Raw genomic sequence first — 26,427 nt, 5'->3', positions numbered from 1 at the left:
GTGGGGATTCCCGGCCGTCGCGGGCTGCGGGCCCGTTGTGGTTGCTCGCGCAGTTCCCCGCGCCCCTAAGGGGGACGTGTCCTTCAGCCGATCCGGTCCGCCAAGGCCGCCAGCAGGTCCACGACCCCCTCCGGGCCGTTCACCACCACGTCCGCTCGCTTGCGCAGTTCCGTCACCTCGTCGCTGCCGCTGCACACCAGCAGGCCCGGGGTGCCGGTCGTGCGGAGGGTGTCGACGGCCGCGTAGGCGGGCAGGTCGCCCAGGTCGTCGCCGGCGTAGAGGACCGAACCGGCGCCGATCTCCTGGGCGAAGCCGGTCAGGGCGACGCCCTTGTCCATGCCGGGCGGGCGCAGTTCCAGGACCATGCGGCCGGGCTCGACGATCAGGCCGTGCCGGGTCGCCAGGTCGGTGAGCGGCTCGCGCAGGGCGTCGAAGGCGGCCTGCGGGTCGGCGGCCCGGCGGGTGTGCACGGCCACCGCCCTGCCCTTGTCCTCGATCCAGGTCCCGCTCCCGTCGAGCAGCCCGGGCAGCTCGGCGCGTACGGCCGCGACGCCGGGGTGCGGCTCGGGCGCGGTGACCTTGCCGGTGCGGGCGTCCCACCGCTCGGCGCCGTAGTGCCCGAGGACGACGAGGTGCTCCAGACCCGGCACGTCCGCGAAGCCGCCGTTGCGCACCGCGACCTCGGCCGGCCGGCCGGTGATCACCGCGACGGCGGCCACCTTCGGCGCGAGGGCGGCCAGCGCGGACAGCGCCCGGGGGTGGGCCCGGGCCAGCTCCGGATCGGCCACGATCGGCGCGAGCGTCCCGTCGAAGTCGAGCCCGATCAGTGCCTTGCCGGGCTGCGCGAGGAGGGCGTCGAGGCCGTCCTGCCCGGCCTGCGTGGCGGGGGTGGGAAGGCTGCTCATCCGGCTCTCAGCCCCTCAACGCGTCGAGCTGGTCGACGAACCACTGCGCCGGTGGCAGTGCCGTCGCCGCCGCGGCCAGGCGCTTGCCGCGTTCGGCGCGTTCCTCCGGGCGCATCGACAGGGCCTCGTGCAGGGCCGACGCCGTGCCCGTGATGTCGTAGGGGTTCACCGTGAGCGCGTCCTCGCCCAGCTCCTCGTGCGCCCCGGCCTCCCGCGACAGCACCAGCGCGCAGCCCGCGTCGGAGATCACCGGGATCTCCTTGGCGACGAGGTTCATGCCGTCGCGGATGGGGTTGACCAGGGCCACGTCGGCCAGCCGGTAGGCGGCCAGCGAGCGGGCGAAGTCGTCCTTGAGGTTGAGGAGGACCGGGGTCCACCCGGGCGTGCCGTACTCGGCGTTGATCTCGTCGGCGAGCCGCTGCACCTCGGCCGTGTAGTCCCGGTACACCGCGAGGTCCTGCCGCGAGGGGTACGCGAAGGCGACGTGCACCACCCGCTCGCGCCACTCGGCGTGCGCCTCCAGCAGCCGGCGGTAGGCCAGCAGGCCGCGCACGATGTTCTTGGACAGCTCGGTGCGGTCGACCCGGACGATGGTGCGCCGGCCCTCGCCGATCTCCTGCCGCAGCGCGGCCATCCGCTCGTCGACGTCCGGCTCGTGCGCCCGCTTGCGCAGGAAGTCCGCGTCGGCGCCCAGCCCGTGCACCCCCACCCGCGTGCCGCCGAGCCCGCCCGCGAACCGCTCGGCGCACGCGGTGAACGCCTCCGCCCAGCGCTCGGTGAGGAAGCCCAGCCGGTCCGCGCCGAGCATGCCGCGCAGCACCTGCCCGGCCACGTCGTCCGGCAGCATCCGGAAGTACTCCGGCGGCGCCCACGGCGTGTGCGAGAAGTGCCCGATGCGCAGGTCGGGCCGCAGCTCGCGGAGCATGCCCGGCACCAGCGTGAGGTGGTAGTCCTGCACCACGACCGCCGCGCCCCGGGCCGCCTCCTCGGCCAGCGCCTCGGCGAACGCCCGGTTGTACGCCTCGTAGGACGCCCACTGCCGCCGGAACTCCGCGTCGAAGACCGGCTCCAGCGGCGTCTGGTAGAGCATGTGGTGGACGAACCACAGGACCGAGTTGGCGATGCCGTTGTAGGCGTCGGCGTGCACGTCGGCCGGGATGTCCAGCATCCGCACGCCGTCCTCGCCGACCCCGCGCCGCACCGCCTCCCGGTCGCCGTCGGACAGCGCCGAGCACACCCACAGCGCGTCCGCGTCGGAGCCGATCGCGGAGAGCCCGGAGACCAGCCCGCCACCGCCCCGTTTGGCCTCCAGCGAACCGTCCTCGCCCACCGTGTACGAGACGGGACCCCGGTTGGAGGCCACCAGCACCTGTGCAGCACCGTTCGTCGAAGCCATAAGCCTCAACCTAGCCCGGGCCCCGGACGCTCAAACGTGCGGATCTGACCCGTCCGGCCGAAAACCGTCCCGGTCAGGCCGCTCTCCGCGCCTGGTACTCGGCGATGTCCACCATCGGCGGACGCTCCTCGGTGTCCACGGAGTACGTCCGCGGCTCGAAGCCGTCCTCCCCGCGCTCGAACTGCGTCAGGGCCGGCCGGATCAGATGCCCGCGGGCGAGCCGCAGCTGGGCCGTGCGGTAGATCGCGGCGGCCATCCGGCCCAGCGCCTGCCCGTCCTGGTGGCGGTGCCTGCGCACCCCCACGTCCACCTGGGCGAGGGCGTCCAGGCCCGCCAGGTGCAGGGCGTCGACCAGCATGCCCAGCTCCACGCCGTACCCGACGGGGAACGGCAGCTGCTCCAGCAGGGAGCGGCGGGCCGCGTACTCGCCGCCGAGCGGCTGCACGAAGCCGGCCAGCTGCGGCCAGTGCATGTTGAGCAGCGGGCGCGCCATCAGTTCCGTGACCCGGCCGCCCTGCCCGGAGGCCCCGGCCAGCGGGCGGTCGTACATGGCCTTCACCAGGTCCACGTCCGGCTCGGTGAGCAGCGGGCCCACGATCCCGGAGACGAAGTCGGACGAGAAGTCCTTGAGGTCGGCGTCGACGAAGCAGACGATGTCCCCGCGGGTGACCAGGAGCGAGCGCCACAGCACCTCGCCCTTGCCGGGCACGGCGGGCAGGCGCGGGAGTATCTCGTCCCGGTGCACCACCCGCGCGCCCGCGGCGGCGGCCACCTCGGACGTGCGGTCGGTGGACCCGGAGTCGACGACGACCAGTTCGTCGACGAGCGGCACCTGCCGCATCAGGTCGTGGCGGATGACGGAGACGATGTCCCCGACCGTCGCCTCCTCGTTGAGAGCGGGCAGTACGACGCTGACCGTCTGGCCCGTGCGCTGCTTCGCGGCGAGGATCCGGTGGAGCGGGCGCTCGTTCGCGGACCAGGAACGGGTGCTCAGCCAGCGCTCGACTTCTTCCAGCACCGTGGCGGCTCCTTAGCGTTCTCTCGGCGGGACGGAATGTGACGCGTCTCGCGGTTCGGACGACTATCTCAACTGTCCTGGTCGTCGGTTACAGTCTTGAACAGCGCGGGTGACCATCGCATGTCCGGGGTCGGCCGTCGTTTACAACCACATACAGCTCATCCAGAGGGGCAGAGGGAAACGGCCCGATGAAGCCCCGGCAACCCTCCAGTCGGTACTCGTAGGTCACTGTCGACCGCCAGCGCGAGGCTCCCGGCTCGGGAAGGTGCCAAATCCGTCTCACGGCGAGATGCGTCGTGAGGAAGATGAGGAGAAAGGGCCTCGCCTCACATGGCTGCGCAGACTGTTGCAAGCACCACCGAATCCACCGTAGACCTCGGCCCCGCCGCCGCGCTGAGCTGCCGCGAATGCGGTCACCGCGTGCCCCTCGGCCCGGTCTTCGCGTGCGAGGAGTGTTTCGGCCCGCTGGAGATCGCCTACGACTTCTCGGCCTACGAAACCGAAGAGCTCCGCAAGCGCATCGAAGCGGGACCCGCGAACATCTGGCGCTACGCCCCGCTGCTGCCGGTCCCGGCCGACGTCGCGGACAAGCCGAACATCAACCCCGGCTGGACCAAGCTCGTCAAGGCCGACAACCTCGCGCGCGAGCTGGGCGTCGACGCCGGCAAGCTGTTCGTGAAGGACGACTCCGGCAACCCGACGCACTCCTTCAAGGACCGCGTCGTCGCCCAGGCCCTGGAGGCCGCCCGCGCCTTCGGCTTCACCACGCTCTCCTGCTCCTCCACCGGCAACCTCGCCGGTGCGGTGGGCGCCGCCGCCGCCCGCGCCGGCTTCCGTTCCTGTGTGTTCATCCCGCACGACCTGGAGCAGGGCAAGGTCGTCATGGCCGCGGTCTACGGCGGCGAGCTCGTCGGCATCGAGGGCAACTACGACGACGTGAACCGCTTCTGCTCCGAGCTCATCGGCGACCCGGCCGGTGAGGGCTGGGGCTTCGTCAACGTCAACCTCCGGCCGTACTACGCGGAGGGCTCCAAGACCCTCGCGTACGAGATCTGCGAGCAGCTCGGCTGGCAGCTGCCGGACCAGCTCGTGGTGCCGATCGCCTCCGGCTCGCAGCTGACGAAGATCGACAAGGGTCTTCAGGAGCTGATCAAGCTCGGTCTCGTCGAGGACAAGCCGTACAAGATCTTCGGTGCGCAGGCCGAGGGCTGCTCGCCGGTGTCCGTCGCCTACAAGGCCGGGCACGACGTCGTCCGCCCGCAGAAGCCGAACACCATCGCCAAGTCGCTCGCCATCGGCAACCCGGCGGACGGGCCCTACGTGCTGGACATCGCGCGGCGGACCGGCGGTGCGGTGGAGGACGTGAACGACGAGCAGGTCGTCGACGCGATCAAGGTCCTTGCCCGGACCGAGGGGATCTTTGCGGAGACCGCCGGTGGTGTGACGGTGGGTGTCACCAAGAAGCTGCTGGAGAACGGGCTGCTGGATCCGTCCAAGACCACGGTGGTGCTCAACACGGGGGACGGTCTCAAGACGCTGGATGCGGTGGCGGGCACGGGTCTGACGGCGACCATTCGTCCCAGCCTCGAGTCTTTCCGTGAGGCCGGGCTCGTCTGAGCGTCGTTGTTTGCTGCGGGCCTGTGGGGGCTGGTCGCGCCCGCGCGGCGGAGCCGCAAATCGACACAGCCCCGCGCCCCTAGAAGCAGGTGCGTCACCCAACCCGGAGGTTGCAAGTCATGAGCGTCACCGTCCGCATCCCCACCATCCTGCGTACCTACACCGGCGGGCAGGCTGAGGTGTCCGCCGATGGTGGGACCCTCGGCGAGGTCATCGCCGACCTGGAGAAGAACCACACCGGGATCGCCGCCCGGGTGCTGGACGACCAGGGCAAGCTGCGTCGGTTCGTCAACGTGTACGTCAACGACGACGATGTGCGGTTCGAGCAGGGGCTGGAGACGGCCACGCCGGACGGTGCCGGTGTGTCGATCATTCCCGCCGTCGCCGGCGGCTGAACCGGTCGGGCGGCCTGTTATTACCTTCGGTAACGGCCGTCACTGAGAGTTCATCGAATTGCCCCCTCCGTGAGAGAAGCGGAGGGGGCAATTCTGCGTGATTGAGCGCGGTACAGTTGGGGAACGCGATCCCGATCCCCTGATCGGAACCCTGAATTCCCGCTGCGAGTCCGACAAGATGTAGCCAAAGTGTGCGCATCTTTTGCGGCTTTTGTTCCCTTTGTGCGGCCCGACTTGCCCTGAATTCGGACGAATTCTCCCTACATTCCGGACCCGGCGCGTCCAGAATTCTCGTCCGATTGACCTGTTGCAGACGGCAGTTGGACAGATACATTCAGCCGCGGTCGACGCGTTCCGGCGCACGCCCCCAACCGTGGGGGGTGAGGTCTGACCCGGATCCGCGAAGTGTGGATCTGTGCAAGGGCCAGTAATAGGGGAGTTAGGCATGGCTCAGGGCACCGTCAAGTGGTTCAACGCGGAGAAGGGGTACGGCTTCATCGCGGTCGACGGTGGTGCGGATGTTTTCGTCCACTACAGCGCGATTCAGATGGACGGCTACCGCACCCTTGAAGAGGGCCAGCGGGTCGAGTTCGAGATCTCGCAGGGCCAGAAGGGACCGCAGGCCGACATGGTTCGCGTCTCTGCCTGAACGCGCACCACGACCAACGCATCAGCGACCGGTCTTCTCAGAAGGGCCCGTACCCCCCGGGGTGCGGGCCCTTCGGCCTGTTCGAACACCCCATGGAGCGGTGTTCGCGAGGGGCTGACGCCCCCGCCCGATCCCCCGGAGGCGCTTGCGCCCACCCGTCGCCCGACCACCACCCCTCAACGAGCACTCGCTACGCGAGCGCGCCTTGCACTCTCGGGGGTCGAGTGCTAATCATTGCGTTAGCACTCTGAAGGTGAGAGTGACAACGTAAGGACCGGGTCGGTGAGGCCCGCAGGCCGGGTGGGGAAGGAACCACAAGGCTGGCGAGCCGTCCGTCGCGGGCGCGGGCGCGGTCCGAAGTAATCACCCCCAGTCCTGGAGGGACCACTTCACATGGCCAAGATCATCGCGTTCGACGAGGAGGCGCGGCGCGGCCTCGAGCGCGGCATGAACCAGCTCGCGGACGCTGTCAAGGTGACGCTCGGCCCCAAGGGCCGCAACGTCGTCCTCGAGAAGAAGTGGGGCGCGCCCACGATCACCAACGATGGTGTGTCCATCGCCAAGGAGATCGAGCTCGAGGACCCGTACGAGAAGATCGGCGCCGAGCTGGTCAAGGAAGTCGCCAAGAAGACGGACGACGTCGCCGGTGACGGTACGACCACCGCGACCGTTCTCGCCCAGGCCCTGGTCAAGGAGGGTCTGCGCAACGTAGCCGCCGGCGCCAACCCGATGGCCCTCAAGCGCGGTATCGAGCGCGCCGTCGAGGCCGTCTCCGCCGCCCTGCTGGAGCAGGCGAAGGACGTCGAGACCAAGGAGCAGATCGCCTCCACGGCCTCCATCTCCGCCGCCGACACCCAGATCGGCGAGCTCATCGCCGAGGCCATGGACAAGGTCGGCAAGGAAGGCGTCATCACCGTCGAGGAGTCCCAGACCTTCGGTCTGGAACTGGAGCTCACCGAGGGTATGCGCTTCGACAAGGGCTACATCTCGGCGTACTTCGCCACCGACATGGAGCGTATGGAGGCCGTCCTCGACGACCCGTACATCCTGATCGCCAACTCGAAGATCAGCAACGTCAAGGACCTGCTGCCGCTCCTCGAGAAGGTCATGCAGTCGGGCAAGCCGCTGCTGATCATCGCCGAGGACGTCGAGGGCGAGGCCCTGTCGACCCTGGTCGTCAACAAGATCCGCGGCACCTTCAAGTCCGTCGCCGTCAAGGCCCCGGGCTTCGGCGACCGCCGCAAGGCGATGCTGCAGGACATCGGCATCCTCACCGGCGGCGAGGTGATCTCCGAGGAGGTCGGCCTCAAGCTGGAGAACGCCACGATCGACCTGCTGGGCCGGGCCCGCAAGGTCGTCGTCACCAAGGACGAGACCACCATCGTCGACGGTGCCGGCTCCCCCGAGCAGGTCCAGGGCCGGGTCAACCAGATCCGCGCCGAGATCGAGAACAGCGACTCGGACTACGACCGCGAGAAGCTGCAGGAGCGCCTGGCGAAGCTCGCCGGCGGTGTCGCGGTCATCAAGGCCGGTGCCGCCACCGAGGTGGAGCTCAAGGAGCGCAAGCACCGCATCGAGGACGCCGTGCGCAACGCCAAGGCGGCCGTCGAGGAGGGCATCGTCGCCGGTGGTGGCGTGGCCCTGCTGCAGGCCTCCCAGGTCTTCGAGAAGCTGGAGCTCGAGGGTGACGAGGCGACCGGCGCCAACGCCGTGAAGCTCGCCCTGGAGGCCCCGCTGAAGCAGATCGCCGTCAACGGTGGTCTCGAGGGCGGCGTCGTCGTGGAGAAGGTCCGCAACCTCCAGGTCGGCCACGGCCTGAACGCCGCGACCGGTGAGTACGTCGACATGATCGCCGAGGGCATCATCGACCCGGCGAAGGTGACCCGCTCTGCCCTGCAGAACGCCGCCTCCATCGCCGCGCTGTTCCTCACCACCGAGGCCGTCATCGCCGACAAGCCGGAGAAGGCCGCCGCGCCCGCCGGCGGCGGCATGCCGGGCGGTGACATGGACTTCTGATCGACCCCAGGGTTGATCAACGTCCTTACCGAGGGCGGCACTTCCTGTTCCGGCAGGGGGTGCCGCCCTCGGGCGTGTCCGGGGGTACGCCCCCTCGCGAGCTCAAGGGCGCGCCTCTCGCGTGTCCGGGATCACAGCCGGGACGGGATGCGGGGGCCGGGCTGGGTGGTTGAATCATGCGTCCTATGCGTATGCACATACCATCCGGTACCCCCGAGGGAGCCCCCACGTGACTGTCGCCGCCTCCGCATCCCGCGCCGCCGAAATCCTGTCCCGGCCCGTAACGCTGGGCGGCCTGACCGTTCCGAACCGGATCGCGATGGCCCCGATGACCCGCATGTTCTCCCCGGGCGGCGTGCCCGGCGAGGACGTCGTCTCGTACTACGCGCGCCGCGCCGCCGCCGGAGTCGGCCTGATTGTCACCGAGGGCACCTACGTCGGCCACGACTCGGCCGGGCAGAGCGACCGCGTGCCGCGCTTCCACGGCGAGGAGCAGCTCGCGGGCTGGGCGAAGGTCGCCGAGGCGGTGCACGCCGCGGGCGGCACGATCGTGCCCCAGCTGTGGCACATCGGCATGGTCCGCAACCAGGGCGAGCCCCCGGTCGCCGACGCCCCCGCCGTCGGCCCCTCCGGTCTGCGCATCGGCGCGACGGAGCCCACCGGCAAGGCCATGACCCAGGCCGACATCGACGCCGTCATCGGCGCGTTCGCCGAGGCCGCCGCTGCCGCCGAGCGCATCGGCTTCGACGGCGTCGAGCTGCACGGCGCCCACGGCTACCTGCTCGACCAGTTCCTCTGGGAGGGCACCAACCGCCGCACCGACGCCTACGGCGGCGACAGGGTCGCCCGCGCCAAGCTCTCCGAGGAGATCGTCACCGCCGTCCGCGAGAGCGTCTCCGCCGACTTCCCCGTCATCTTCCGCTACTCCCAGTGGAAGCAGGAGGCCTACGACGCCCGCCTCGCCGAGACGCCCGAGGAGCTGGAGGCCATCCTGGCCCCGCTCGCGGCGGCCGGTGTCGACGCCTTCCACGCCTCCACCCGCCGTTACTGGGTGCCCGAGTTCGACGACTCCGACCTCAACCTGGCCGGCTGGACCAAGAAGCTCACCGGCAAGCCCACCATCACCGTCGGCTCGGTCGGCCTGAACGGTGACTTCCTCAAGGCCTTCCAGGGCCAGGGCGCCGAACTGGGCGACCTCGACAACCTCCTGGACCGTTTCGAGCGCGACGAGTTCGACATGGTCGCCGTCGGCCGCGCGCTGCTCCAGGACCCCGAGTGGGCCCGCAAGGTGCTCGACGGCCGCACCGAGGAGCTGGCGCCCTACAACCCGGCGGCGCTGAAGTCCCTCAGCTGACCTCCGTCACCTGAGGCCCTGGATCTGCTTGCGTCAGTCAAGGACACTGACTGAGCGCCCGTTCACCGGCCTTGAGTTGAGGAGATCCAGATGACGACGACCGAGTCCCGCCCGCCGCACGACGGTTCCGCCGGGCAGCCCGGGCCGGTGGTGCGCACCACCGCCGGGGCGGTCCGGGGCCGGAGGGAGGCGGGGCTCGCGGTCTTCCGCGGCATCCCGTTCGCCGCGCCCCCGGTGGGCGCGGCCCGCTTCCAGGCACCCCGCCCCGCCCAGCCCTGGGACGGCATACGGGAGGCCCACGCCTTCGGCCCGCCGCCCCCGCAGGACCTCGGCAGCCTGGGCGGCCCGGGCCTGCTCGACCTTCCCGAGGGCGACGACTGGCTCACGGTCAACGTCTGGACGCCCGAACCCGACCCGGCGGCCCGCCGCCCGGTCATGGTGTGGATCTACGGCGGCGCCTACAAGCTCGGCCACTCCGGCAGCCCCGGCTACGACGCCCACCGCATCGCCGCCGACGGCGACGTGGTGGTCGTGTCCCTCAACTACCGCCTGGGCATGGAGGGTTTCGCGCACATCGAGGGAGCGCCCGCCAACCGCGGACTGCTCGACCAGGTGGCCGCGCTGGAGTGGGTGAGGGACAACGTCGAGGCCTTCGGCGGCGACCCCGACCAGGTCACGATCTTCGGGGAGTCCGCGGGCGCAGGCTCGGTCGCCTCGCTGCTCTCCATGCCGCGCGCGGCCGGGCTGTTCCAGCGGGCGATCGCCCAGAGCGTGCCGGGGACGTTCTTCTCCGACGCGCTCGCCCGGGACATCGGCACCGCCCTCGCCGCCGAGGCGGGACTGCGCCCCACCGTCGCCGACCTCTCGACGATCGCCCCGCACCGGCTGACGTCGGCGGGCGAGACACTGAGCGCCAAGATGCTCCAGCGCATCGACCGCTGGGGCCAGGCGGCGCCCACGGTCACGCCGTTCGCCCCGGTCGTCGACGGCGAGGTCCTGCCGACGAGCCCGTGGCAGGCGCTGCGGTCCGGATCGGCGGCGGACGTCGACCTCCTCGTCGGCCACAACCGCGACGAGTACCGCCTCTTCATCGCCATGGCCGGACAGCTCGGCCAGATATCCGACGAGCGGGCGGCCTCGGCCCTGAGCCTCTTCGCCCCCAGCGGTGCACAGGCGTACCGCGACGCCTTCCCCGACGCCTCCCCGAGCGAGCTCTACGAACGCGTCCAGACGGACTGGCTGTTCAACATGCCGTCCCTGCACCTGGCCGAGGCGCAGCGCGCGGGCGGCGGCAGCGCGCACGTCTACGAACTGACCTGGCCGGCCCCGGGCAACGGCGGCGCGCTCGGCGCCTGCCACGCCCTGGACATCCCGCTGCTGTTCGGCACCTACGGGGCGGACCTGGGGCTGCTGCTGTTCGCGGGCGCGGAGCCGTCCGCCGAGGCCCTCGCGCTCTCGTCCCGCTTCCGCGCGTCCTGGACGTCCTTCGCGAGGTCGGGCGACCCGGGCTGGCCGGCGTACGACGACGAGCGGCGGCTGGTGCAGGTGCTCGACGCGGAGCCAGAGGTGCGGGCGTACCCGGAGGAGCGGTCGCGGCGGCTGTGGGAGGGGTACGAGTTCCTGCCCCTGCCGCTGCTGTGAGCCCGGGCCGCTACAGGTTGCCCATCGGCTCGATGTCCACCCGCACCGGCGTCCCCCACACCCGCAGCACCTCGTAGTCGGTGAACTCGTGGACCAGCCGGTACGCCATGGCGGCCCGGGGAGCCTTGCGCTGGGCGTTGATGAACAGTTCGGCCTCGCGTCGGTCCCGGCGCGGGGTGCCGCACAGCTGCCAGGCCTGACCGTTCCACAGCTCCGCCAGCCAGCGCTGCTGGGGCTGGGGACGGTCGCCGCGCACGCCGTAGCGGGACGGCGCGGGCTCGGCGGGCCGGTGCTGCGGGGCGGGCCCGTTGAACTCCGCCCGGCGGGCCGCCCTGCGCCGCGTCTCGCACAGCAGGCACAGATCGGGGGCGGCCTCGTCGACCGGGCCGTTCGGGTGCTCGGGGCAGCGGGTACTGGGCGCGGCGCCCGTGACACTCTCGTCCAGCAGGTCCAGGGCGCGCTTCAGATCGGCCTTGACCTCGTGCAGCTTGGCGTCCGGGGTGTCGGCGGAGAGGGCCTCCCCGTGCTCCCCGAGCAGACGGAGGGCGCGGCCTAGGGCGGTCAGCTGGGAGTGGTTCATGAGTCCATTGTCGTCAGTCGGCGTAGTCGTGGCGTCGGCGGGACATCGCGGCCCGGATCCCGGCCGCGTGTGCGTGGACCGTGGGGGCGGAGAGGGGTGCGGCGGGTTGCGTGGGGGCGCGTTCGCCCCGGCAGGCGCTGCAACGGCCTCCTGGCAGGGTTTCCGGACGCCCTGGGGCGCCGCACTTCGCGCACTCCAGGACCCGTAGGGGTGGGCGTGGAGGGGGTGGGGGCGGGAGTTTGCTGGTCAGGCGAGTGCGGACGAGCGCGGCGGGGTGATGGACCGGTGTCGGCAGGCCGGCTGTGAGCGCACGACTACGTCCTCCTCCGAGGCGCCCCGTGCGAACCACTCCGTCACGAGTGGGGCGAGGTCCGCGCAGTCGGTCTGGGAGAGGGACAGGACGGGGGTTGTGCGGCCGAGGGCGGCCAGGAGGATGTGAGCGCGGGAACGGGTGGGGCGTGCCGCCTGCGGCCGTGGCGCGTCGCCGCGGGTGAACGCCGTCCACCAGTCGTCATCCCTGGCGGTACCGGACCACCACGATCGGGTGATCCAGCGGGAGCTGCCGTCGTCCGCCGTGACGCACTCCCGGCCTCGGCGCAGGTGACCTGCCTGCTGGATGCGGTTGAGGGCGGTGCCCAGGGCGCACTGTCCGTACGGGAGCTGCTTGGCCAGCGTCTTCACGGAGATGTCGGCGCCGTCGGGGAGCCGGTCGAGGTAGGCGGCGACGGCGGCTTCGCGGGGTGGGAGGTGGGCGAAGTCGCGTTTCGTGCACGGGGGTTTGGTCGTGGGTCGTGCGCTTGCCGTAGCCGGGGTTGGCCATGGGGTGCGCGGACGGGGAGGCAGCACTAAAGTTGGCGTCAGCCATGGGATCGCTGTCCGATCTCGATGGTTAAGCCCCCGCAGGTGTTGGCGCACCAAGCGGGGGCTGTTGCTTTTCCAGAAACGTTAGAGGTAGGTGACTGTCCGTGGCAAACCGGATGCGTCGCGTCAACCAGTCGGGAGGGTGGGTGGGTTGAGGCCCTCCACCCACTCCTTGAAAAGAGAGCTCGAAGCCCGGATCCCGAAGCTCAGGTCGTCTCGTCCTTGAGGTTCTCGACGAAAGCGGACCAGGCGGTGGCCCGGAACACGAGCTTCGGGCCGTGGGGGGTCTTGGAGTCGCGGACGGGGATGACATCGGGGAATGCCTGGGTGACTTCCAGGCAGTTGTCGCCGGTGCCGCCGCTGTAGCTGGACTTGTACCACTCAGGCGTGTTCCTCATGGTCGTAATCCTGCGCCATCGCATCGAGGAGGGCCAGAGACTTCTCAGGCGAGAGCGCCGAAGCCGTGAGGAGCTCGAGAGCCTGTAGCGCGCGACGGTGGCCGGGTCGTCCTCCAGTTGCCCGGTGTCGACCCCTTCCAGGTAGGCGAGTGGAGGGGCGTCGTCGAAGTCCATCACCCTGACGCAGCCCTGCATCCCCGGATGGGCCCCTGCGTCGAACGGCAGCACCTGAACGATGACGCGGTTGCCACGGATCAGGCCGATGAGGTGGCGTAGCGCCCCCGCCATCACCTCCGGTCCGCCCGTCGCGCGGCGCAGTGCGGCCTCGTCAATCACCGTCCACAACAGAGGCTTTGTTGGATCGCGGAGAATCCGCGCCCGCTCCATCCGGCCTGTCACCAGCGCCTCGATGACCTCGTCTGCCGCTGAGGGCTGGTAAGCGCGGCTGACGGCTCGTGCGTAGGCGGGTGTCTGGAGCAGTCCGGGAATCAGCATCGATGTGTACTCCCTGATGGCCGCGGCTTGCGTCTCCACCTCTGCTGCTTCTGCGAAGTGCGCGCGGTACTTCGACTTCGCCGCCGCCGCACAGTTCCGCTGGAAGAAGTCCTCCGTCCCCAGCACCTCGTCCAGCAACCGCGCGTACTCCCGCTGCAACCTCCGCGTCCCCGCCTCCAGCTGCCCGATGAACGACCCGCTCACGAACAGCCGCTGACCCAAGTCCTCCTGGCTGAGGCCGGCCTTCTCGCGGGCGTGGCGGAGTTCGGCGCCCAGGAGGGCACGAGGGGAGGAGGACGGGTCGAGGTCCCTGGAACCGGGCATGGGCAACTCCCTGTCGTACAGATCGGGTTGTTGGACCGCCGTATCTGGCCAGGTTAGAGACGTGTCCGCCACGCTGTGTGGTGAATCACAAACTCAGCGTGGAGGTAGGAACGGTGCGTTCGACCGAAGAGATCGTGCAGTCGCTGCGGGACGCCCTCGCCGGAGTCGGGGTCGTGCTGCCGTCACTGGGCATCGACCCCGTGACCGGCGCGAGCGACGAGCCGTACGCGCTGGTCGATCTGGGGCGGTGCAACGTACGGACGGCCGAGCACCTCACCGACGTACTGCGCTCGCTGCCCGTTGGGGAGACGCTGCGGGCTCGCGTGCGGCAGGTCAACCGGGAGATGAAGTCACGGTGAAGTAATGGCCAACGGTGGGAGTACAACCATTCGCCCTTCACCGCCGTCGAACAGGCGTATCGCGCATACGCCGGCGTTCGCCCCACCGCACGCCACTCCGGAAATCACATCCTTTCCCTAGAGGAATCCTGTCTTATGACGTTGCGTTGGCTGTGCGGTGTCCTGCGTGTGCGCGGGAAGACCGACCTTCTTCTTGTGCTCCTGTTCGCCGCCGGCTTCGCCGCACTGCCCGTCTTCGCGCTGCTCCCGTCGCTGTGGGGCTTCGCCGCCGCCTCGGCCGTGACCTACGTCGCGGACGAGGTGCTGCACTCGCGCTCGCCCGCCTTCGTGCGGCGGTTGGCCGCGTTGCAGCTGACCCGCACGATGCGGTTCGCCCTGCGGACGGTGATGCTGCTCGCGCTGGCCGACCGGATGGACGCGCCGGGCGCGGTGCTGGTGGCCGCGCTGGCCGTGTTCGCCGCCCACTTCACCCTGGTCATCATCTTCACGGCCGTGCACCACGCCATCCGGCGGCGGCGCACGCTGCCGGTGGTGGTGCGCAACCTCGACATGAGCGGGGCGGGCATTCCGCAGTCGCCGCCCGCTCTCCTCTACCGGCGTTTCCTGCGCAAGCTGCTGCACCTGGACCTACCGGCCCATGCCGGGCTGCTCGCCGCGCTGGCGGCCGGGACGGGGCAGCCCGCGGGCATCGGCTTCGCGCTCACCGCCGGGCTCGCTGTCGCGGCCGTGGTGGCGCTGCTCGGGCAGCTGCGCCGGGCCCGCCGGGTGCCGTCGGGGGACGAGGTGATCGCCGAGGTCAACCGTCAGCTGGCCGGATACCGGCCGGAGGTGGCGCTTTACTTCAGCTTCGCGGCCGTGTCCCGGGACTTCATGTACCAGGTCAACATGTGGATCGAGACGCTGGAGCAGCTCGACCGGCGGCCGTTGATCATCCTGAGGGAGCGGGCCTCGTTCCGCTTCCTGAGCCGTACGTCGATCCCGGTCCTGTGCGTGCCGAAGGCCGACGACGTGGCGCAGCTGGAGCTGCCCGAGCTGCGGGTGGTGCTCTACCCGGGGAACGCGGGCAAGAACGTGCACATGCTGCGCGTCGCCGAGGCCAAGCACGTCTTCATCGGGCACGGCGACAGCGACAAGCTGGCCAGCAGCAACCGGGTGAGCAAGGTGTACGACGAGATCTGGGTGGCCGGGCGGGCCGGGCGCGACCGCTACCAGCGGGTGCGGCACGCGATCAGCGACTCGGCGATCGTCGAGGTGGGCCGCCCGCAGCTGTCGTCGATCCGGCTGCACGCCGACCATGTGCCGGGTCCGCTGCCGACCGTGCTGTACGCGCCGACCTGGGAGGGCTGGAGCGACGACGACTGCCACACGTCGCTGATCCCGATGGGTGTGCCGCTGGTCGAGAAGCTGCTCGCGGAGAACGTACGGGTCCTCTACAAGCCGCACCCCCTCACCGGCAAGCGCTCCCGCGAGGCGGCCGAGGCGGACCGGGCGATCCGGGAGCTGCTGCGCGCCGACAACGAGCGGCGCGGCGCCCAGGAGACCGAGGCGGCGATCGCCGCCGTCCGTCCGCGGCTCGCGGAGATCCAGGCGCGGCTCGGTGAACTGTCCGGGCGGCTCGCCGGTGACGACGCCCAGCAGACCCGCGAGGCCCGCCCCTCCGGCCTGGACGGGGAGGCCGAGTGGCACGAGCTGCGCGCCGAGTGGCACCGGCTGTACTGGGAGAGCCGGGGCCCGCTCGGGCACCAGGTGATCGTCAGGCAACTGCCCACGCTGTACGCGTGCTTCGACCAGGCCGACATCCTCGTCAGCGATGTGTCCTCCGTGGTCGCGGACTTCGTGGCGAGCCTCAAGCCGTACGTCCTGACCAACGCGAACGACCTGTCCGACGAGGAGTTCCGCGCGGCGTACACCACCGCCGGGGGCGCCTACCTCCTCGACCGCGCCTGCACCCGGCTGCCGGAGATCCTCGACTCGGTGCGCGCACCGGGCCGCGACCCGATGGCGGCCGAGCGCCGGGTCCTCAAGGAGTACGTCCTCGGCCCGGACCGCCCCACCTCCATGGAGCGCTTCAACGCGGCGGTCAACGCCCTGGCGGAGAAGGCGGCTGGGGAGCAGGCCGAGCGCTTGGGGGAGGAACAGTCCGTGGTCGTGGTGGCGTGACGGCGTCGGGGGTGTGACGGCTCAGCCGCTCGCCGCCAGGGCCGCCCGCAGGTGCCCGCCCGACTCCTCCAGCAGTCGGGCGGCCGTCGGGCCGTCCACCCCGGCCAGGATCGTCAGGATGGCGTTCTTCACCTCGCCGTCGGTGGCCGTGAGGGCCTCCTCGATCTCCTTGTCCCCGGCGCCGGTGGCGAGGGCGACGATGCGGTGGGAGCGGGCGCGGAGCTTGTCGTTCGAGGCGCGGACGTCGACCATCAGGTTCCCGTAGGTCTTGCCCAGCCGGATCATCGTGATCGTCGAGATCATGTTGAGGACGAGCTTCTGCGCCGTGCCGGACTTCAGGCGGGTGGAGCCGGTGAGCAGTTCCGGGCCGACGACGATCTCGATGCCGTGGTCGGCGGCGGCCGCGAGCGGGCTGCCGGGGTTGCAGGCGAGGCCGATGGTGAGGCAGCCGCGGGCCCGGGCGTGCTCGACGGCGCCGATGGCGTACGGGGTGCGGCCGGAGGCGGAGATGCCGACCACCGTGTCGTCGGGGGCCGGGGCGAGGGCCTCCAGGTCGGTCCTCGCCAGGTCCCGGGAGTCCTCCGCGCCCTCGACCGAGGTCACCACGGCGTCCGGGCCGCCCGCGATCAGGCCGACGACCCGGGAGGGGTCGGTGTTGAACGTGGGCGGGCACTCGGAGGCGTCCAGGATGCCCAGCCGGCCCGCCGTGCCCGCGCCCGCGTAGACCAGACGGCCGCCCCGGGCCATCCGCTCCGCCACGGCGTCGATCGCGGCGGCGATCCCGGGCAGCCGGGCCGCGACCGCCCCGGCCACGGTGGCGTCCTCGCCGTTCATCAGCCGGGCGATGTCGAGGGTGGGCAGCCGGTCGATGTCCGCGAGCTCCGGCCGGAAGGCCTCGGTGGTCAGGGACTCCAACTCGGTCCTGAGATCACGGGAGTGGGAGGTGGAGGTCATGAACGGCTCTTTCCGTGTCTTTCCGGTGCTGGGCGGGGCGGCTGCCTCAGGAACGGTGCCGGTGGGCCAGCGCCTCGTACGACGCCGACAGCGCGGGCGCCGCCTTCTCGTACGTCCGCTGCGCCACCCCCACGAACAGGCAGTCCACCACGAGGAGCTGACCGGTCCGGGACGACATGGCCGCCGGGCGCAGCTCGCTCTCGCGTGCGGTGGACGTGGTGAGGACATGATCGGCGTACTGCGTGACCGGGCCGGTCGGGCGGCCGGTGATCGCCACCGTCGTCGCCCCGCGCTCGAAGGCGACCCGCAGCGGCTCGATGACGTCCCCCGTCGACCCGGAGTGTGTGATGGCGATCGCGACGTCGCCCGCGCGCAGTTGCACGGCGTTGGTGACGGCGAGGTGCGGGTCGCTGTGGGCGTGCGCCATCAGCCCTATGCGCAGCAGCTTCTGTGTGAGGTCCTGGGCGACCAGGCCGGACGCCCCGACGCCGTACACATCGGTGCGGCGGGCCTGGGTCAGGGCGGTGACGGCCGCGCCCAGTTGGACGGTGTCGAGGCCGGCGGCGGTGTCGGCGAGGGTCTGCTGCTCGTCGTAGGCGAGCTTGGCGACCACGTCGGCGATCGGGTCGTCCACCGCGATGTCCGTGGTGATGGCGGGGGCGCGGCCCGACTGCTGCTGCGCGGCGAGCCCGGCGAGGGCCAGGCGCAGATCCCGGTAACCCGGATAGCCCAGCAGGCGGGCGGTGCGCACGACGGTCGCCTCGCTGGTGCCGGTGAGCTCGGCGAGGCCGGTGACCGTGAGGGCCGCGCAGCCGGCCGGGTCGCCCGCGACGGCCTCGGCGACGCGCTGCATGGACCGCGTCATCGACGGGCCCAGCGTGCGGACCTTGGCCGCGAGGGCGGCCGGGGCGGGCGGGGCGCCGCTCGCGCCCGAGGGGCCGCCGCGCTCGCGGGCGAAAATTTCCTTCACGTCTCGGGTCACCCTTGAAAGATATTTTCGGGGCGGCGGTGGGGTCAAGAGTGCGCACAATGGGTGCATGGATCCCATCAGCCCCCTGGAGCAGGCGCTGCACGCCGCGCGCGCCCTCGTGCTGGCCGACCTCGTCGCGGGCCGCGTCGCCGACGCGGATGTCGTGTCCCTGGTCGAGGAGTCCGTCAAGCAGCGCCGATGGTGGGTCGAGCAGTGGCCCGAGGGCGCCCGGTACGTGGCCGGCCTGGTCGCGCAGGACGTCCAGGACTCCCTGCTGGAGCGGTACGGGCGCTGGCCGCTGTGCCCGGTGTGCGGCGCCGGCGAGCCGCACGCCCTCGACGTGGAGCCGGAGTTGGGGCCCGACCCGCACTGGGTGTGCGGCGAGGCGGGCGTGAAGGTCGCCGCCGTGGGATCACTGGGCGAGGCCATCGGCGGGCCGGCGTCCTCGTGAGGCCCGCGTGACGATCTACATCGACCCGCCGGCCTGGCCCGGCCACGGCCGCCTGTGGTCCCACCTCGTCAGCGACGTCTCCTACGAGGAACTGCACACCTTCGCCGCCGGCCTCGGCGTCCCCCGCCGGGCCTTCGAACGCGACCACTACGACATCCCCGACCTGCGGTACGCCGACGCGGTGCGGGCCGGGGCCGTCGAGGTCAGCAGCCGCGAGGTGGTGCGGCTGCTGCACGCGTCGGGGCTGCGGCGGCCCAAGGGGCGCTATCCCTCGCCGGGGACGCGCAGCTCGTAGGTCAGGTGCTCGGGGTCCTCGGCGACCTGGGTGAAACCGGCTCGCGCGAGCACGTTCTGCGAGGGCGTGTTGCCCCGCTCGACGTTCGCGACGACGGTCCGCACCTCGGGCCGGTCCAGCGCCCAGCCGGTCAGCGCGCGCAGTGCCTCGGTGGCGTAGCCGTGGCCGCGGGCGCCGTCGACCAGGTCGTAGCCGACCTCGACCCGGCCCGCCCCGTCCGGGACGCCGTGGAAGCCCATGGCGCCGATCGCGCGCTCGTCCTCGCGCCGGACCAGCACGTACATGGTCCACTCCGGCCGGTGGACCCCGTCCTCGTACTGCTTGTACATCAGCCCGGCGCCGACCCGGGTGCCCTCGACCGGGCCGCCCTCGATCCACTCGAAGCCGCCGTCGCCGACCGTGGACAGATCGGTGGCCGCGGCCGGGGTGACGCCCTGGAGCGTGATCCGCTCGGCGTCGATCACCAGGTTGTTGTTCCAGCGCCACTCGGTGAGCGGGGTCCGGCCCTCCAGCTCGCCGCGGCCGGTGGCCCACAGCAGGGTCGGCCACGGGGCGGGTCCCGGCTGGACGTGCGGGAAGATCCGGCCGAGCACGAAGTCGCACAGCTCGGGCGCCGGTTCGTACGACACGCCCAGCCCCTCGGCGATGTCGTGCGTGTGCAGCAGCACCTCGACCACGCCCATCGCGGCGAACCCCTCACGGTTCGCGCTGCGGAACGGATACGGATGGAAGGCCCGCACGTGCCGCGGGGCGGTGCGGATCGCGGCGGCGAGCAGGGCGCCCGTCGTGCCGATCACCCGCAGCACGTCCGCGTTGCCCGAGGTCTCCTCCATCGACAGCTCGAACGGCGAGTAGCCGTCCTGCTCCGGCCCCGCCAGCTGCCCCGCGTACGCGAGGAGGCATCCGGCGATGTGCACCGCGGTCTCCCGGCAGTCCCACTCCAGCCGCCCGGCCCGCACCCCTTCCCACTCCCGCTCGGCGACCGCCCCCAGCAGCCCCGCGCACTCGGCGACGGCCTGCTCCACCTGTTCCGCTCCCGTTGTCCACATGGTGGGCAGGCTACGAGGCGTCGTGGCGTGGGGGCGACAGCATTTCCAGCTCGGCGGTGAGGTTGTAGCGGGCCGTGGCCTCCCACTTCGCGGCGCCGTACGGCGTTCTGAACAGGCGCGGGAGGTCCAGGAGTTGGCGCAGGATCGCGGCGCGGCCCTCGCGGAAGGCGTCGCTGGGGACGAAGTGGTACTCCTCGCGGACGGCCGTGGTGTAGGCGGCGTACGCCGACGGGGGTGAGGCGAGGACCGCGAGGTCGGCGTCGCACAGGACCTGGCCGTCGGGGTCGTCGCCGGCCGGGTCGTGGGTGACGGTGAGCCGGACCAGGCGGGCCACCTCGGCGGTCTTCGCGTCCGGGACGCCGGCTTCCGTGAGGGCGCGTTCGGCGAGGCGGGCCGAGCGCTCCTCGTTCTCGGAGCGGTCGGGCAGATAGACCGCGTCGTGGAACCAGGCGGCCAGCCGGACCACGTCCGGGTCGCGCGCGTACCGCTCCAGTTCGTCGACGCGGTCCAGGACCGCCGTGAGGTGCTCGACCGTGTGGTAGCGGCGCTGCGGCTCCTGCCAGCGGGTCAGCAGGGCGTCGGCGTACGGCGCCGGGTCCGGGCCGCCGGCCGGGCCCCGGGCCGCTTCGAGCGTGCGGGCGAAGCGGGCGTGCAGGGAGTCGAGGTCGGACATGGGGGCATTCTCCCGCTGGGACGGGTCGGGCACCTAGCGTGGGGGGATGACGACTCCTGCTGATGTTCCCGACGTACGGGACCCCGAGCAGCCCGGGCGGTTGCTGACGATCGAGCGTGAGGCGCTGATTCCGCTGCTGCGGGGCCGGGCCGGGGAGGACTTCGCGCGGCCCGTCGCCGCGTGTCCGGGCTGGACGGTGCGGGACGTGCTGGCGCACTCCTCGGCCGCGCTGAGCCGGGTGGTGGAGGGCCGGTTCGAGGCAGGCGTGTTCTCGCCCGAGTCCAACGACCGGGACATCGCCGACCGGGCCGGCTGGAGCGACGCGCAGATCGTCGACGAGCTGGAGCGGGGGTTGAGCGAGGCCGGGCCCGTGATCGCCGGGGCCGGCGGGAAGCTGGACGGGCTCGCCCTCGGGGAGTGGGTGCACGCCGGTGACGTGCGCGAGGCCTTGGGGGAGCCGGGGGCGTACGGCGGGGCCGGGCTGCCGGACGCGCTCGCGCTGCTCGCGCGGATCACCCGCGAGCGGGGGCACGTGGCGGTGCACGCCGACCTCGACGACCTGGACGAGCCGCTGCGGCTGGGGGAGAGCGGCGGGGAGCGGCCCCCGGGCCGTTTCATCGGGGACGGGCCGACGCTCGTACGGCTGTACGCGGGGCGGCCGGTCGACGCCGTTCCGGCGTTCGAGCTGGCCGGGGTGGAGGGGAAGGAACTGAACATCTTCGGTTGAGTCCGCTTCCGGGGCGTCGGAGGCGGCGCGGATGGGCAGCGTAGTCTTGATTGGACTAGACCTGTCATCTGAAACGCCGACGCATGCCGACGAAGGGGCCCCATGAGCAAGCGTGCAGTCCTGGAGGTGATCGCCCTCGGAGTCGAGGACGCGGTCGCCGCCCAGGCGGGAGGCGCGGACCGCCTCGAGCTGGTCACCGACATGGCGGCCGACGGGCTCAGCCCGTCGGCCGCCACCGTCACCGGGATCCGGCGTGCGGTCGACATCTCCCTGCGGGTGATGATCCGGCTGGCGGACGGGTTCGCGGCGGGGGACGTCGAACGGCTGGTGCGGGTGACCGGTGAGCTGCGGGAGGCCGGGGCGGAGGAGTTCGTGCTGGGGTTCCTCGACGCCGGGGGTGTGGTGGATCTGGCGGCCGTGGAGCGGGTCGTGGGGGTGCTGGACGGCTGCCCCTGGACCTTTCACCGGGCCATCGACCGGGCCGCGGACCGGGACGCCCTGCGCAAGCAGCTGGACGGGATGCCGGGCTTGGACACGTATCTGACGGCCGGGGCGTCGGGCGGGGTCGACGAGGGGGTGCCCGTGCTGCTTGCGGAGGCGGGGCGGTCGGGGGAGCCGGGGTATGAGCAGCGGTTGCTGGTGGGGGGTGGGCTGCGGTTGGAGCATGTGCCGGTGTTGCGGGGCGCGGGGGTTGACGCCTTTCACATCGGCGGGGCCGTGCGGCCGGGGGGCTGGGGTGAGCCGGTTTCTGTGGGCGCGGTGGCTGAGTGGCGGGCGGCGGTGGACGGCCTCTGAGTACCAGGGGCCGCGCTCGCAGCTAAGCCAGTTGGGTCGGCAGCGGAGCCGTGTGGGTGACCGTCAGACCCGAGACCGCCCTGGTCAGGGTGACGTAGAGGCGGCGTAGGCCTGTGCGTTCGTCCGGTTCGCCGTCGACTACCGCCCGGGGCTCGTCCAGGACCACGTAGTCGTACTCCAGGCCCTTCGCGAGGGACGCCGGGACCAGGGTCAGGCGGGTGTCCATGGTGGTCTCCTCGCCGGGGCCGAGGTACGGGATCCCGGCCTCCCCGAGAGCCCCGGCCAGCTCCGGAACGCGGGCGTCCGCCGCGACCAGGCCCGTCGAGCCCTCGTGGCACAGCAGCTCACGGCAGGCCTCGACCACGTCCTTCGGGCCGGAGACCGGCCGCACCTCGAAGTGGCCCGGGTTCTCGCGGATCGACACCACCGGGGTGAGGCCGGGGGCGATGTGCGGGAGCAGCCGGGAGGCGTAGGTGATGACGTCCGTCGGGACGCGGAAGCCGGCCGTCAGCTCCTCCACCACGGCGTCCTGCTTGCCCAGGTGTGTCAGCGCCTCCTGCCAGCTCCGGGTCGCCCACGGCGTCGTGCCCTGCGCCAGGTCGCCGAGGACGGTCGCGCTGCCGGTGGTGCAGCGGCGGCCGACCGCCCGGTACTGCATGGGGGAGAGGTCCTGCGCCTCGTCGAGGACGACGTGCCCGAGGGAGTGCGTGCGCTGGATCAGATCCATGGCCTCGTCGATCAGCACGGCGTCCGCCGCCGACCACTTGGCCGACTTCACGCCGCGCGCCGGCTTCGCCCAGAGGATCGCCTTCTGCTCGTCCGCGTCGAGGATCCCCTCGGCGTGGACGGCGAGGAACTCCGCGTCCGACAGCAGCCGCAGCACCAGTTTCGCCGGGTCGACCGCCGGCCAGATGGCCTTCACCGCCGCCTTGACCGCGCTGTTGCGGGCCACCGCGTCCTGCACCCGGTCGTCCGGCGCCTCACCCGACCGTTCCATCCGCACCAGCACGGCGTGCGCGATGCGCTGCGGCAGGGCCTCGCGGGCAGCGCCGTAGCGGATGTCGCGGTCGAGCAGCTCGCGGACGAGCTCCTCCAGTTCGTACGCCGGGATCCGCCAGCGGCGGGAGCCGCGCACGACCACGACCGGCTCGGCGGGCATCGTGACGTGCGCGTAGAGGGCCCGGCGCAGCACTCGCGCCAGCCGGGCGTCGCCCTTGACGACGGCGGCCGTCGCGTCGTCCGTGCCCCTGATCTCGACATGGGCGACGAGGTCGTCGACGGTCGCCTGCTGCACGGTCAACTCGCCCAGCGCGGGCAGGACTTGCTCGATGTAGTGCAGGAAGGACCGGTTCGGCCCGATGACCAGGGTGCCGGTGCGGGCGAGCCGCTCGCGGTGGGCGTAGAGGAGGTAGGCGACCCGGTGCAGTCCGACGGCGGTCTTCCCGGTGCCCGGGCCCCCTTGCACGCACACCGTGCCGGACAGGCCGGAGCGGACGATCTCGTCCTGCTCGGGCTGGATCGTGGCGACGATGTCCCGCATCGGGCCGACACGCGGCCGCTCGATCTCCTGCTGGAGCAGCCTGCTGGTCCGGGCCGCCTCGGCCGGGTCCGACAGGTGCTCGTCCTCGTACGCCGTGATGTCGCCGCGGGTGTAGCCGAAGCGGCGGCGCAGGGCGACGTCCATCGGGTCCTTCTTGGAGGCCCGGTAGAACGGCTGCGAGACCGGCGCGCGCCAGTCGATGACCATGGGGTCGCCGTCGTGGTCGTGCACGTGCCGGCGCCCGATGTAGAAGCGCTCCCCGTCCGCCCCCTCGGCCTGCCCGGCGCCCGGCGCGTGCAGATAGTCCAGCCGGCCGAAGAACAGCGGGGTGTCGCTGAGGTCGGCCAGCGCCTTGATGCGCTCCTCGATCTGCCGGGCCAGCACCTCGGCGTTGACCCAGTTCGCGGTGACGTCGGTGATGTCGAGGGCCTCGACGTCCTCGCGCATGGCACGCAGGGCGGAACGGGACGCGGAGAGGTGGGAGCGCTCACGCGAGAGCGGGTCGTCGACGGGCGTGGACAAGGGGGTGCCTCCGGAGGGACCTGCTGAAGAGTGGGCGGTAGATGCCGTCCGGTTTCCGTCCGGTCGGCGGCACTCCGCGAGGGAGGCGGGCAAGAGCGGAGATTTTAGAGGAGCGGGGCACCGGCCGCGAACGGTTTTCTCCACCCATCCCCTAGGGGACACGGCCGCCCTTTCTGAGGGGAGCGGGTCGCCCCACAGACGTACGCGGACCGCCGCACAGTTCGGTCCGGAGACCGACGCGGGCTTTACGGCCGGAAACGCACCATGGAGACATGAGCGCAGCAACCATCCACCCCGCCCCGGCACCGGGCCGCCCGCCCGGCGCCACCGCCGTGGGCGGCAGTCACAGCCACCGCCTCGGCGATGCCCTGCGCGCCGTCAAGGTCTTCCTGGGCGCCGCCTTCGACGTGGTCGTACTCGGTCAGTACGGAGAAGAAGTCGGCGTGGTCCGCCGCAAGTGAGAAGGCGGCTGGCCGCACATGAGAAGGCCTGGTCCGCCGCACGTGAGCGGACCGGCCCCCGCCGTCGGCTCTCCCGTCAGCTCTCCGCCAGCAGCTCGTCCGCGTCCATGATCCGGTACGCGTACCCCTGCTCCGCCAGGAACCGCTGGCGGTGGGCGGCGAAGTCCTGGTCGATCGTGTCCCGGGCGACCACCGAGTAGAAGTGCGCCTGGTGGCCGTCGGCCTTGGGGCGCAGGACCCGGCCGAGGCGCTGGGCCTCCTCCTGCCGGGAGCCGAAGGTGCCCGAGACCTGGATGGCGACCGTCGCCTCCGGCAGGTCGATCGAGAAGTTCGCGACCTTGGACACGACGAGCACGCTGATCTCGCCCTCACGGAAGGCGTCGAAGAGCTTCTCCCGCTGCGCGTTCGACGTCTCGCCCTTGATCACGGGCGCGCCCAGATGCTCCCCGAGCTCGTCCAGCTGGTCGATGTACTGCCCGATCACGAGGATCTGCTGCCCGGCGAAGCGGCGGACGATCGCCTCCGTGACCTTCCGCTTCGTCGCGGTCGTGGCGCAGAAGCGGTACTTCTCCTCCGTCTCGGCCGTGGCGTACGCGAGCCGCTCGGAGTCCGTCAGATTGACCCGGACCTCCACGCAGTCGGCGGGCGCGATGTAGCCCTGCGCCTCGATCTCCTTCCACGGCGCGTCGAACCGCTTGGGGCCGATCAGGGAGAACACGTCCGACTCCCGGCCGTCCTCACGCACCAACGTGGCGGTCAGGCCGAGCCGCCGCCGCGCCTGGAGGTCGGCGGTGAACTTGAAGACCGGCGCGGGCAGCAGGTGCACCTCGTCGTAGACGATCAGCCCCCAGTCCCGCGAGTCGAACAGCTCCAGGTGCGGGTAGACGCCCTTCCGCCGGGTCGTCAGCACCTGGTACGTGGCGATCGTGACGGGCCGGATCTCCTTCTTCGTCCCGCTGTACTCGCCGATCTCCTCCTCGGTGAGCGAGGTCCGCTTCACCAGCTCGTGCTTCCACTGCCGCGCCGAGACGGTGTTCGTGACGAGGATGAGGGTGGTCGACTTCGCCTGGGCCATCGACCCGGCCCCGACCAGCGTCTTCCCGGCGCCGCAGGGCAGGACGACGACGCCGGAACCGCCGTGCCAGAAGTTCTCCACGGCCTGCTTCTGGTACGGCCGCAGCGCCCAGCCGTCCTCGGCCAGCTCGATCTCGTGCGCCTCGCCGTCGACGTACCCGGCGAGGTCCTCGGCCGGCCAGCCCAGCTTCAGCAGCGTCTGCTTGATCTGCCCGCGCTCGGAGGGGTGCACGGCGACCGTGTCCGGGTCGATGCGGGCGCCGACCAGGGGCATGATCCGCTTCGACCGCAGGATCTCCTCCAGCACCGGGCGGTCGGTGGTGGTCAGCACCAGGCCGTGCGCCGGGTGCTTGGACAGGGTGAGACGGCCGTAGCGGTCCATCGTCTCGGCGATGTCGACGAGCAGCGCGTGCGGCACGGGGTAGCGGCTGTACTGCACGAGCGCGTCCACGACCTGCTCGGCGTCGTGGCCGGCCGCGCGGGCGTTCCACAGGCCCAGCGGGGTCACGCGGTAGGTGTGGATGTGCTCCGGCGCCCGCTCCAGTTCCGCGAACGGGGCGATGGCCCGGCGGCAGTCGTCGGCCTGCTCGTGGTCGACTTCCAGGAGCAGGGTCTTGTCGGACTGGACGATCAGCGGACCATTCACGCACGGCACCCTTTCTGTGGCCGGAGGATTCGGACGGCTCGACAGCGCGACGCCTCGGCCAAACGTCCAGTGTGCCTGATCGACGGGGTCGGGTGGTGTGAT

At 71.6% G+C, this 26,427-nt stretch carries 22 protein-coding genes, 4 pseudogenes and 1 riboswitch; of the genes and pseudogenes, 13 read left to right on the top strand and 13 right to left on the bottom strand.

Translation table 11 applies throughout. From position 1 onward, the window contains the following. Window positions 1-83 precede the first annotated feature (83 nt). The 3 genes from otsB to IGS69_RS15365 all read right to left on the bottom strand — a co-directional run bounded on the left by otsB (window position 84) and on the right by IGS69_RS15365 (window position 3,319). Entirely contained in the window at window positions 84-905 is an 822-nt protein-coding gene (otsB, locus tag IGS69_RS15375; RefSeq protein ID WP_190900197.1) for a trehalose-phosphatase, read from the bottom strand. A gap of 7 nt (window positions 906-912) precedes the next feature. Next, window positions 913-2,301 carry an alpha,alpha-trehalose-phosphate synthase (UDP-forming) gene (locus IGS69_RS15370; RefSeq protein WP_190900194.1) on the bottom strand — a complete coding sequence of 463 codons (1,389 nt, stop codon included), beginning with the start codon at window positions 2,299-2,301 and terminating at the stop codon, window positions 913-915. Window positions 2,302-2,374: 73 nt separating this feature from the next. After that, window positions 2,375-3,319, bottom strand: coding sequence for a glucosyl-3-phosphoglycerate synthase (locus IGS69_RS15365; RefSeq protein ID WP_190900193.1), 945 nt, complete (start codon window positions 3,317-3,319; stop codon window positions 2,375-2,377). 155 nt (window positions 3,320-3,474) lie between these two features. Then, a riboswitch (SAM riboswitch) is annotated at window positions 3,475-3,631 on the top strand. An 18-nt stretch (window positions 3,632-3,649) separates the two neighbouring features. On the opposite strand from IGS69_RS15365, the gene thrC reads away from it, so the two are divergent. From thrC to IGS69_RS15335, 6 genes are all read left to right on the top strand, one after another. Beyond that, the gene (gene thrC / locus IGS69_RS15360) at window positions 3,650-4,936 is read left to right on the top strand and encodes a threonine synthase (RefSeq protein ID WP_190900192.1); all 1,287 of its coding nucleotides are present in this window, start codon (window positions 3,650-3,652) and stop codon (window positions 4,934-4,936) included. A gap of 119 nt (window positions 4,937-5,055) precedes the next feature. Beyond that, entirely contained in the window at window positions 5,056-5,331 is a 276-nt protein-coding gene (locus tag IGS69_RS15355; protein ID WP_031135858.1) for a MoaD/ThiS family protein, read from the top strand. A 445-nt stretch (window positions 5,332-5,776) separates the two neighbouring features. After that, window positions 5,777-5,980 carry a cold-shock protein gene (locus IGS69_RS15350; protein WP_010035953.1) on the top strand — a complete coding sequence of 68 codons (204 nt, stop codon included), beginning with the start codon at window positions 5,777-5,779 and terminating at the stop codon, window positions 5,978-5,980. A 393-nt stretch (window positions 5,981-6,373) separates the two neighbouring features. Next, window positions 6,374-7,996 carry a chaperonin GroEL gene (gene groL, locus IGS69_RS15345; RefSeq protein WP_190900191.1) on the top strand — a complete coding sequence of 541 codons (1,623 nt, stop codon included), beginning with the start codon at window positions 6,374-6,376 and terminating at the stop codon, window positions 7,994-7,996. Window positions 7,997-8,225: 229 nt separating this feature from the next. Then, window positions 8,226-9,350, top strand: coding sequence for an NADH:flavin oxidoreductase (locus IGS69_RS15340; protein ID WP_190900190.1), 1,125 nt, complete (start codon window positions 8,226-8,228; stop codon window positions 9,348-9,350). A 90-nt stretch (window positions 9,351-9,440) separates the two neighbouring features. Continuing rightward, window positions 9,441-10,991 (top strand): carboxylesterase/lipase family protein, encoded by a 1,551-nt coding sequence (locus IGS69_RS15335; protein WP_190900188.1) that lies wholly within the window; start codon window positions 9,441-9,443, stop codon window positions 10,989-10,991. Window positions 10,992-11,001: 10 nt separating this feature from the next. Here the strand turns inward: IGS69_RS15335 and IGS69_RS15330 are convergent, their stop codons facing one another. The 4 genes and pseudogenes from IGS69_RS15330 to IGS69_RS15315 all read right to left on the bottom strand — a co-directional run bounded on the left by IGS69_RS15330 (window position 11,002) and on the right by IGS69_RS15315 (window position 13,649). Then, window positions 11,002-11,571, bottom strand: a complete 570-nt coding sequence (locus IGS69_RS15330) for a hypothetical protein (RefSeq protein ID WP_190900187.1) — start codon at window positions 11,569-11,571, stop codon at window positions 11,002-11,004. Window positions 11,572-11,584: 13 nt separating this feature from the next. Next, window positions 11,585-12,391 (bottom strand): annotated as a pseudogene (locus IGS69_RS15325) (hypothetical protein). 247 nt (window positions 12,392-12,638) lie between these two features. Next, window positions 12,639-12,803, bottom strand: a pseudogene (locus IGS69_RS15320) (DUF397 domain-containing protein); the annotation flags it as partial. A 10-nt stretch (window positions 12,804-12,813) separates the two neighbouring features. Further along, window positions 12,814-13,649, bottom strand: a pseudogene (locus tag IGS69_RS15315) (helix-turn-helix domain-containing protein). Between the two features lie 113 nt (window positions 13,650-13,762). Here IGS69_RS15315 and IGS69_RS15310 point away from each other — a divergent pair. Both IGS69_RS15310 and IGS69_RS15305 read left to right on the top strand, forming a co-directional pair. Continuing rightward, a pseudogene (locus IGS69_RS15310) lies at window positions 13,763-13,954 on the top strand (hypothetical protein); the annotation flags it as partial. 189 nt (window positions 13,955-14,143) lie between these two features. Next, complete coding sequence (locus tag IGS69_RS15305; protein WP_190900183.1) at window positions 14,144-16,168, top strand: hypothetical protein; 2,025 nt, start codon at window positions 14,144-14,146, stop codon at window positions 16,166-16,168. Window positions 16,169-16,189: 21 nt separating this feature from the next. Here IGS69_RS15305 and murQ read toward each other — a convergent pair whose 3' ends face one another. Both murQ and IGS69_RS15295 read right to left on the bottom strand, forming a co-directional pair. After that, complete coding sequence (murQ, locus tag IGS69_RS15300) at window positions 16,190-17,122, bottom strand: N-acetylmuramic acid 6-phosphate etherase (protein WP_190900181.1); 933 nt, start codon at window positions 17,120-17,122, stop codon at window positions 16,190-16,192. A 46-nt stretch (window positions 17,123-17,168) separates the two neighbouring features. Then, window positions 17,169-18,104 (bottom strand): MurR/RpiR family transcriptional regulator, encoded by a 936-nt coding sequence (locus IGS69_RS15295; protein ID WP_190900179.1) that lies wholly within the window; start codon window positions 18,102-18,104, stop codon window positions 17,169-17,171. A gap of 55 nt (window positions 18,105-18,159) precedes the next feature. On the opposite strand from IGS69_RS15295, the gene IGS69_RS15290 reads away from it, so the two are divergent. Both IGS69_RS15290 and IGS69_RS15285 read left to right on the top strand, forming a co-directional pair. Beyond that, on the top strand, window positions 18,160-18,543 hold the full coding sequence (locus IGS69_RS15290; protein WP_190900176.1) for a hypothetical protein: 384 nt from the start codon (window positions 18,160-18,162) through the stop codon (window positions 18,541-18,543). A 7-nt stretch (window positions 18,544-18,550) separates the two neighbouring features. After that, entirely contained in the window at window positions 18,551-18,838 is a 288-nt protein-coding gene (locus IGS69_RS15285; protein WP_190900174.1) for a DUF4031 domain-containing protein, read from the top strand. On the opposite strand, the gene IGS69_RS15280 is transcribed toward IGS69_RS15285, so the two are convergent. Together IGS69_RS15280 and IGS69_RS15275 are read right to left on the bottom strand one after the other, a co-directional pair. Then, window positions 18,808-19,863: a GNAT family N-acetyltransferase gene (locus tag IGS69_RS15280; RefSeq protein ID WP_190904507.1), complete on the bottom strand. Its 1,056-nt coding sequence runs from the start codon at window positions 19,861-19,863 to the stop codon at window positions 18,808-18,810. The two genes, IGS69_RS15285 and IGS69_RS15280, sit on opposite strands and share 31 nt — an antisense overlap. A 34-nt stretch (window positions 19,864-19,897) precedes the next feature. Next, entirely contained in the window at window positions 19,898-20,560 is a 663-nt protein-coding gene (locus IGS69_RS15275; protein ID WP_190900173.1) for an HD domain-containing protein, read from the bottom strand. Between the two features lie 46 nt (window positions 20,561-20,606). Here IGS69_RS15275 and IGS69_RS15270 point away from each other — a divergent pair, with 46 nt between their 5' ends. Beyond that, a complete protein-coding gene (locus IGS69_RS15270; protein WP_190900171.1) occupies window positions 20,607-21,287 on the top strand; it encodes a maleylpyruvate isomerase family mycothiol-dependent enzyme in 681 nt (226 codons plus the stop codon). Window positions 21,288-21,389: 102 nt separating this feature from the next. Further along, window positions 21,390-22,082 (top strand): copper homeostasis protein CutC, encoded by a 693-nt coding sequence (locus IGS69_RS15265; RefSeq protein WP_190900169.1) that lies wholly within the window; start codon window positions 21,390-21,392, stop codon window positions 22,080-22,082. A gap of 22 nt (window positions 22,083-22,104) precedes the next feature. On the opposite strand, the gene IGS69_RS15260 is transcribed toward IGS69_RS15265, so the two are convergent. After that, complete coding sequence (locus IGS69_RS15260; RefSeq protein WP_190900167.1) at window positions 22,105-24,144, bottom strand: HelD family protein; 2,040 nt, start codon at window positions 24,142-24,144, stop codon at window positions 22,105-22,107. A gap of 272 nt (window positions 24,145-24,416) precedes the next feature. Between IGS69_RS15260 and IGS69_RS15255 the strand changes: the two genes are divergently transcribed. Beyond that, entirely contained in the window at window positions 24,417-24,605 is a 189-nt protein-coding gene (locus tag IGS69_RS15255) for a hypothetical protein (protein WP_190900165.1), read from the top strand. Between the two features lie 76 nt (window positions 24,606-24,681). Here IGS69_RS15255 and IGS69_RS15250 read toward each other — a convergent pair whose 3' ends face one another. Then, the gene (locus IGS69_RS15250; RefSeq protein WP_190900163.1) at window positions 24,682-26,325 is read right to left on the bottom strand and encodes a DNA repair helicase XPB; all 1,644 of its coding nucleotides are present in this window, start codon (window positions 26,323-26,325) and stop codon (window positions 24,682-24,684) included. Window positions 26,326-26,427 lie beyond the last annotated feature (102 nt).

This window comes from Streptomyces tuirus, assembly GCF_014701095.1.
Classification (GTDB): domain Bacteria; phylum Actinomycetota; class Actinomycetes; order Streptomycetales; family Streptomycetaceae; genus Streptomyces; species Streptomyces tuirus.
This window is presented reverse-complemented; position numbering and strand designations above follow the sequence as displayed.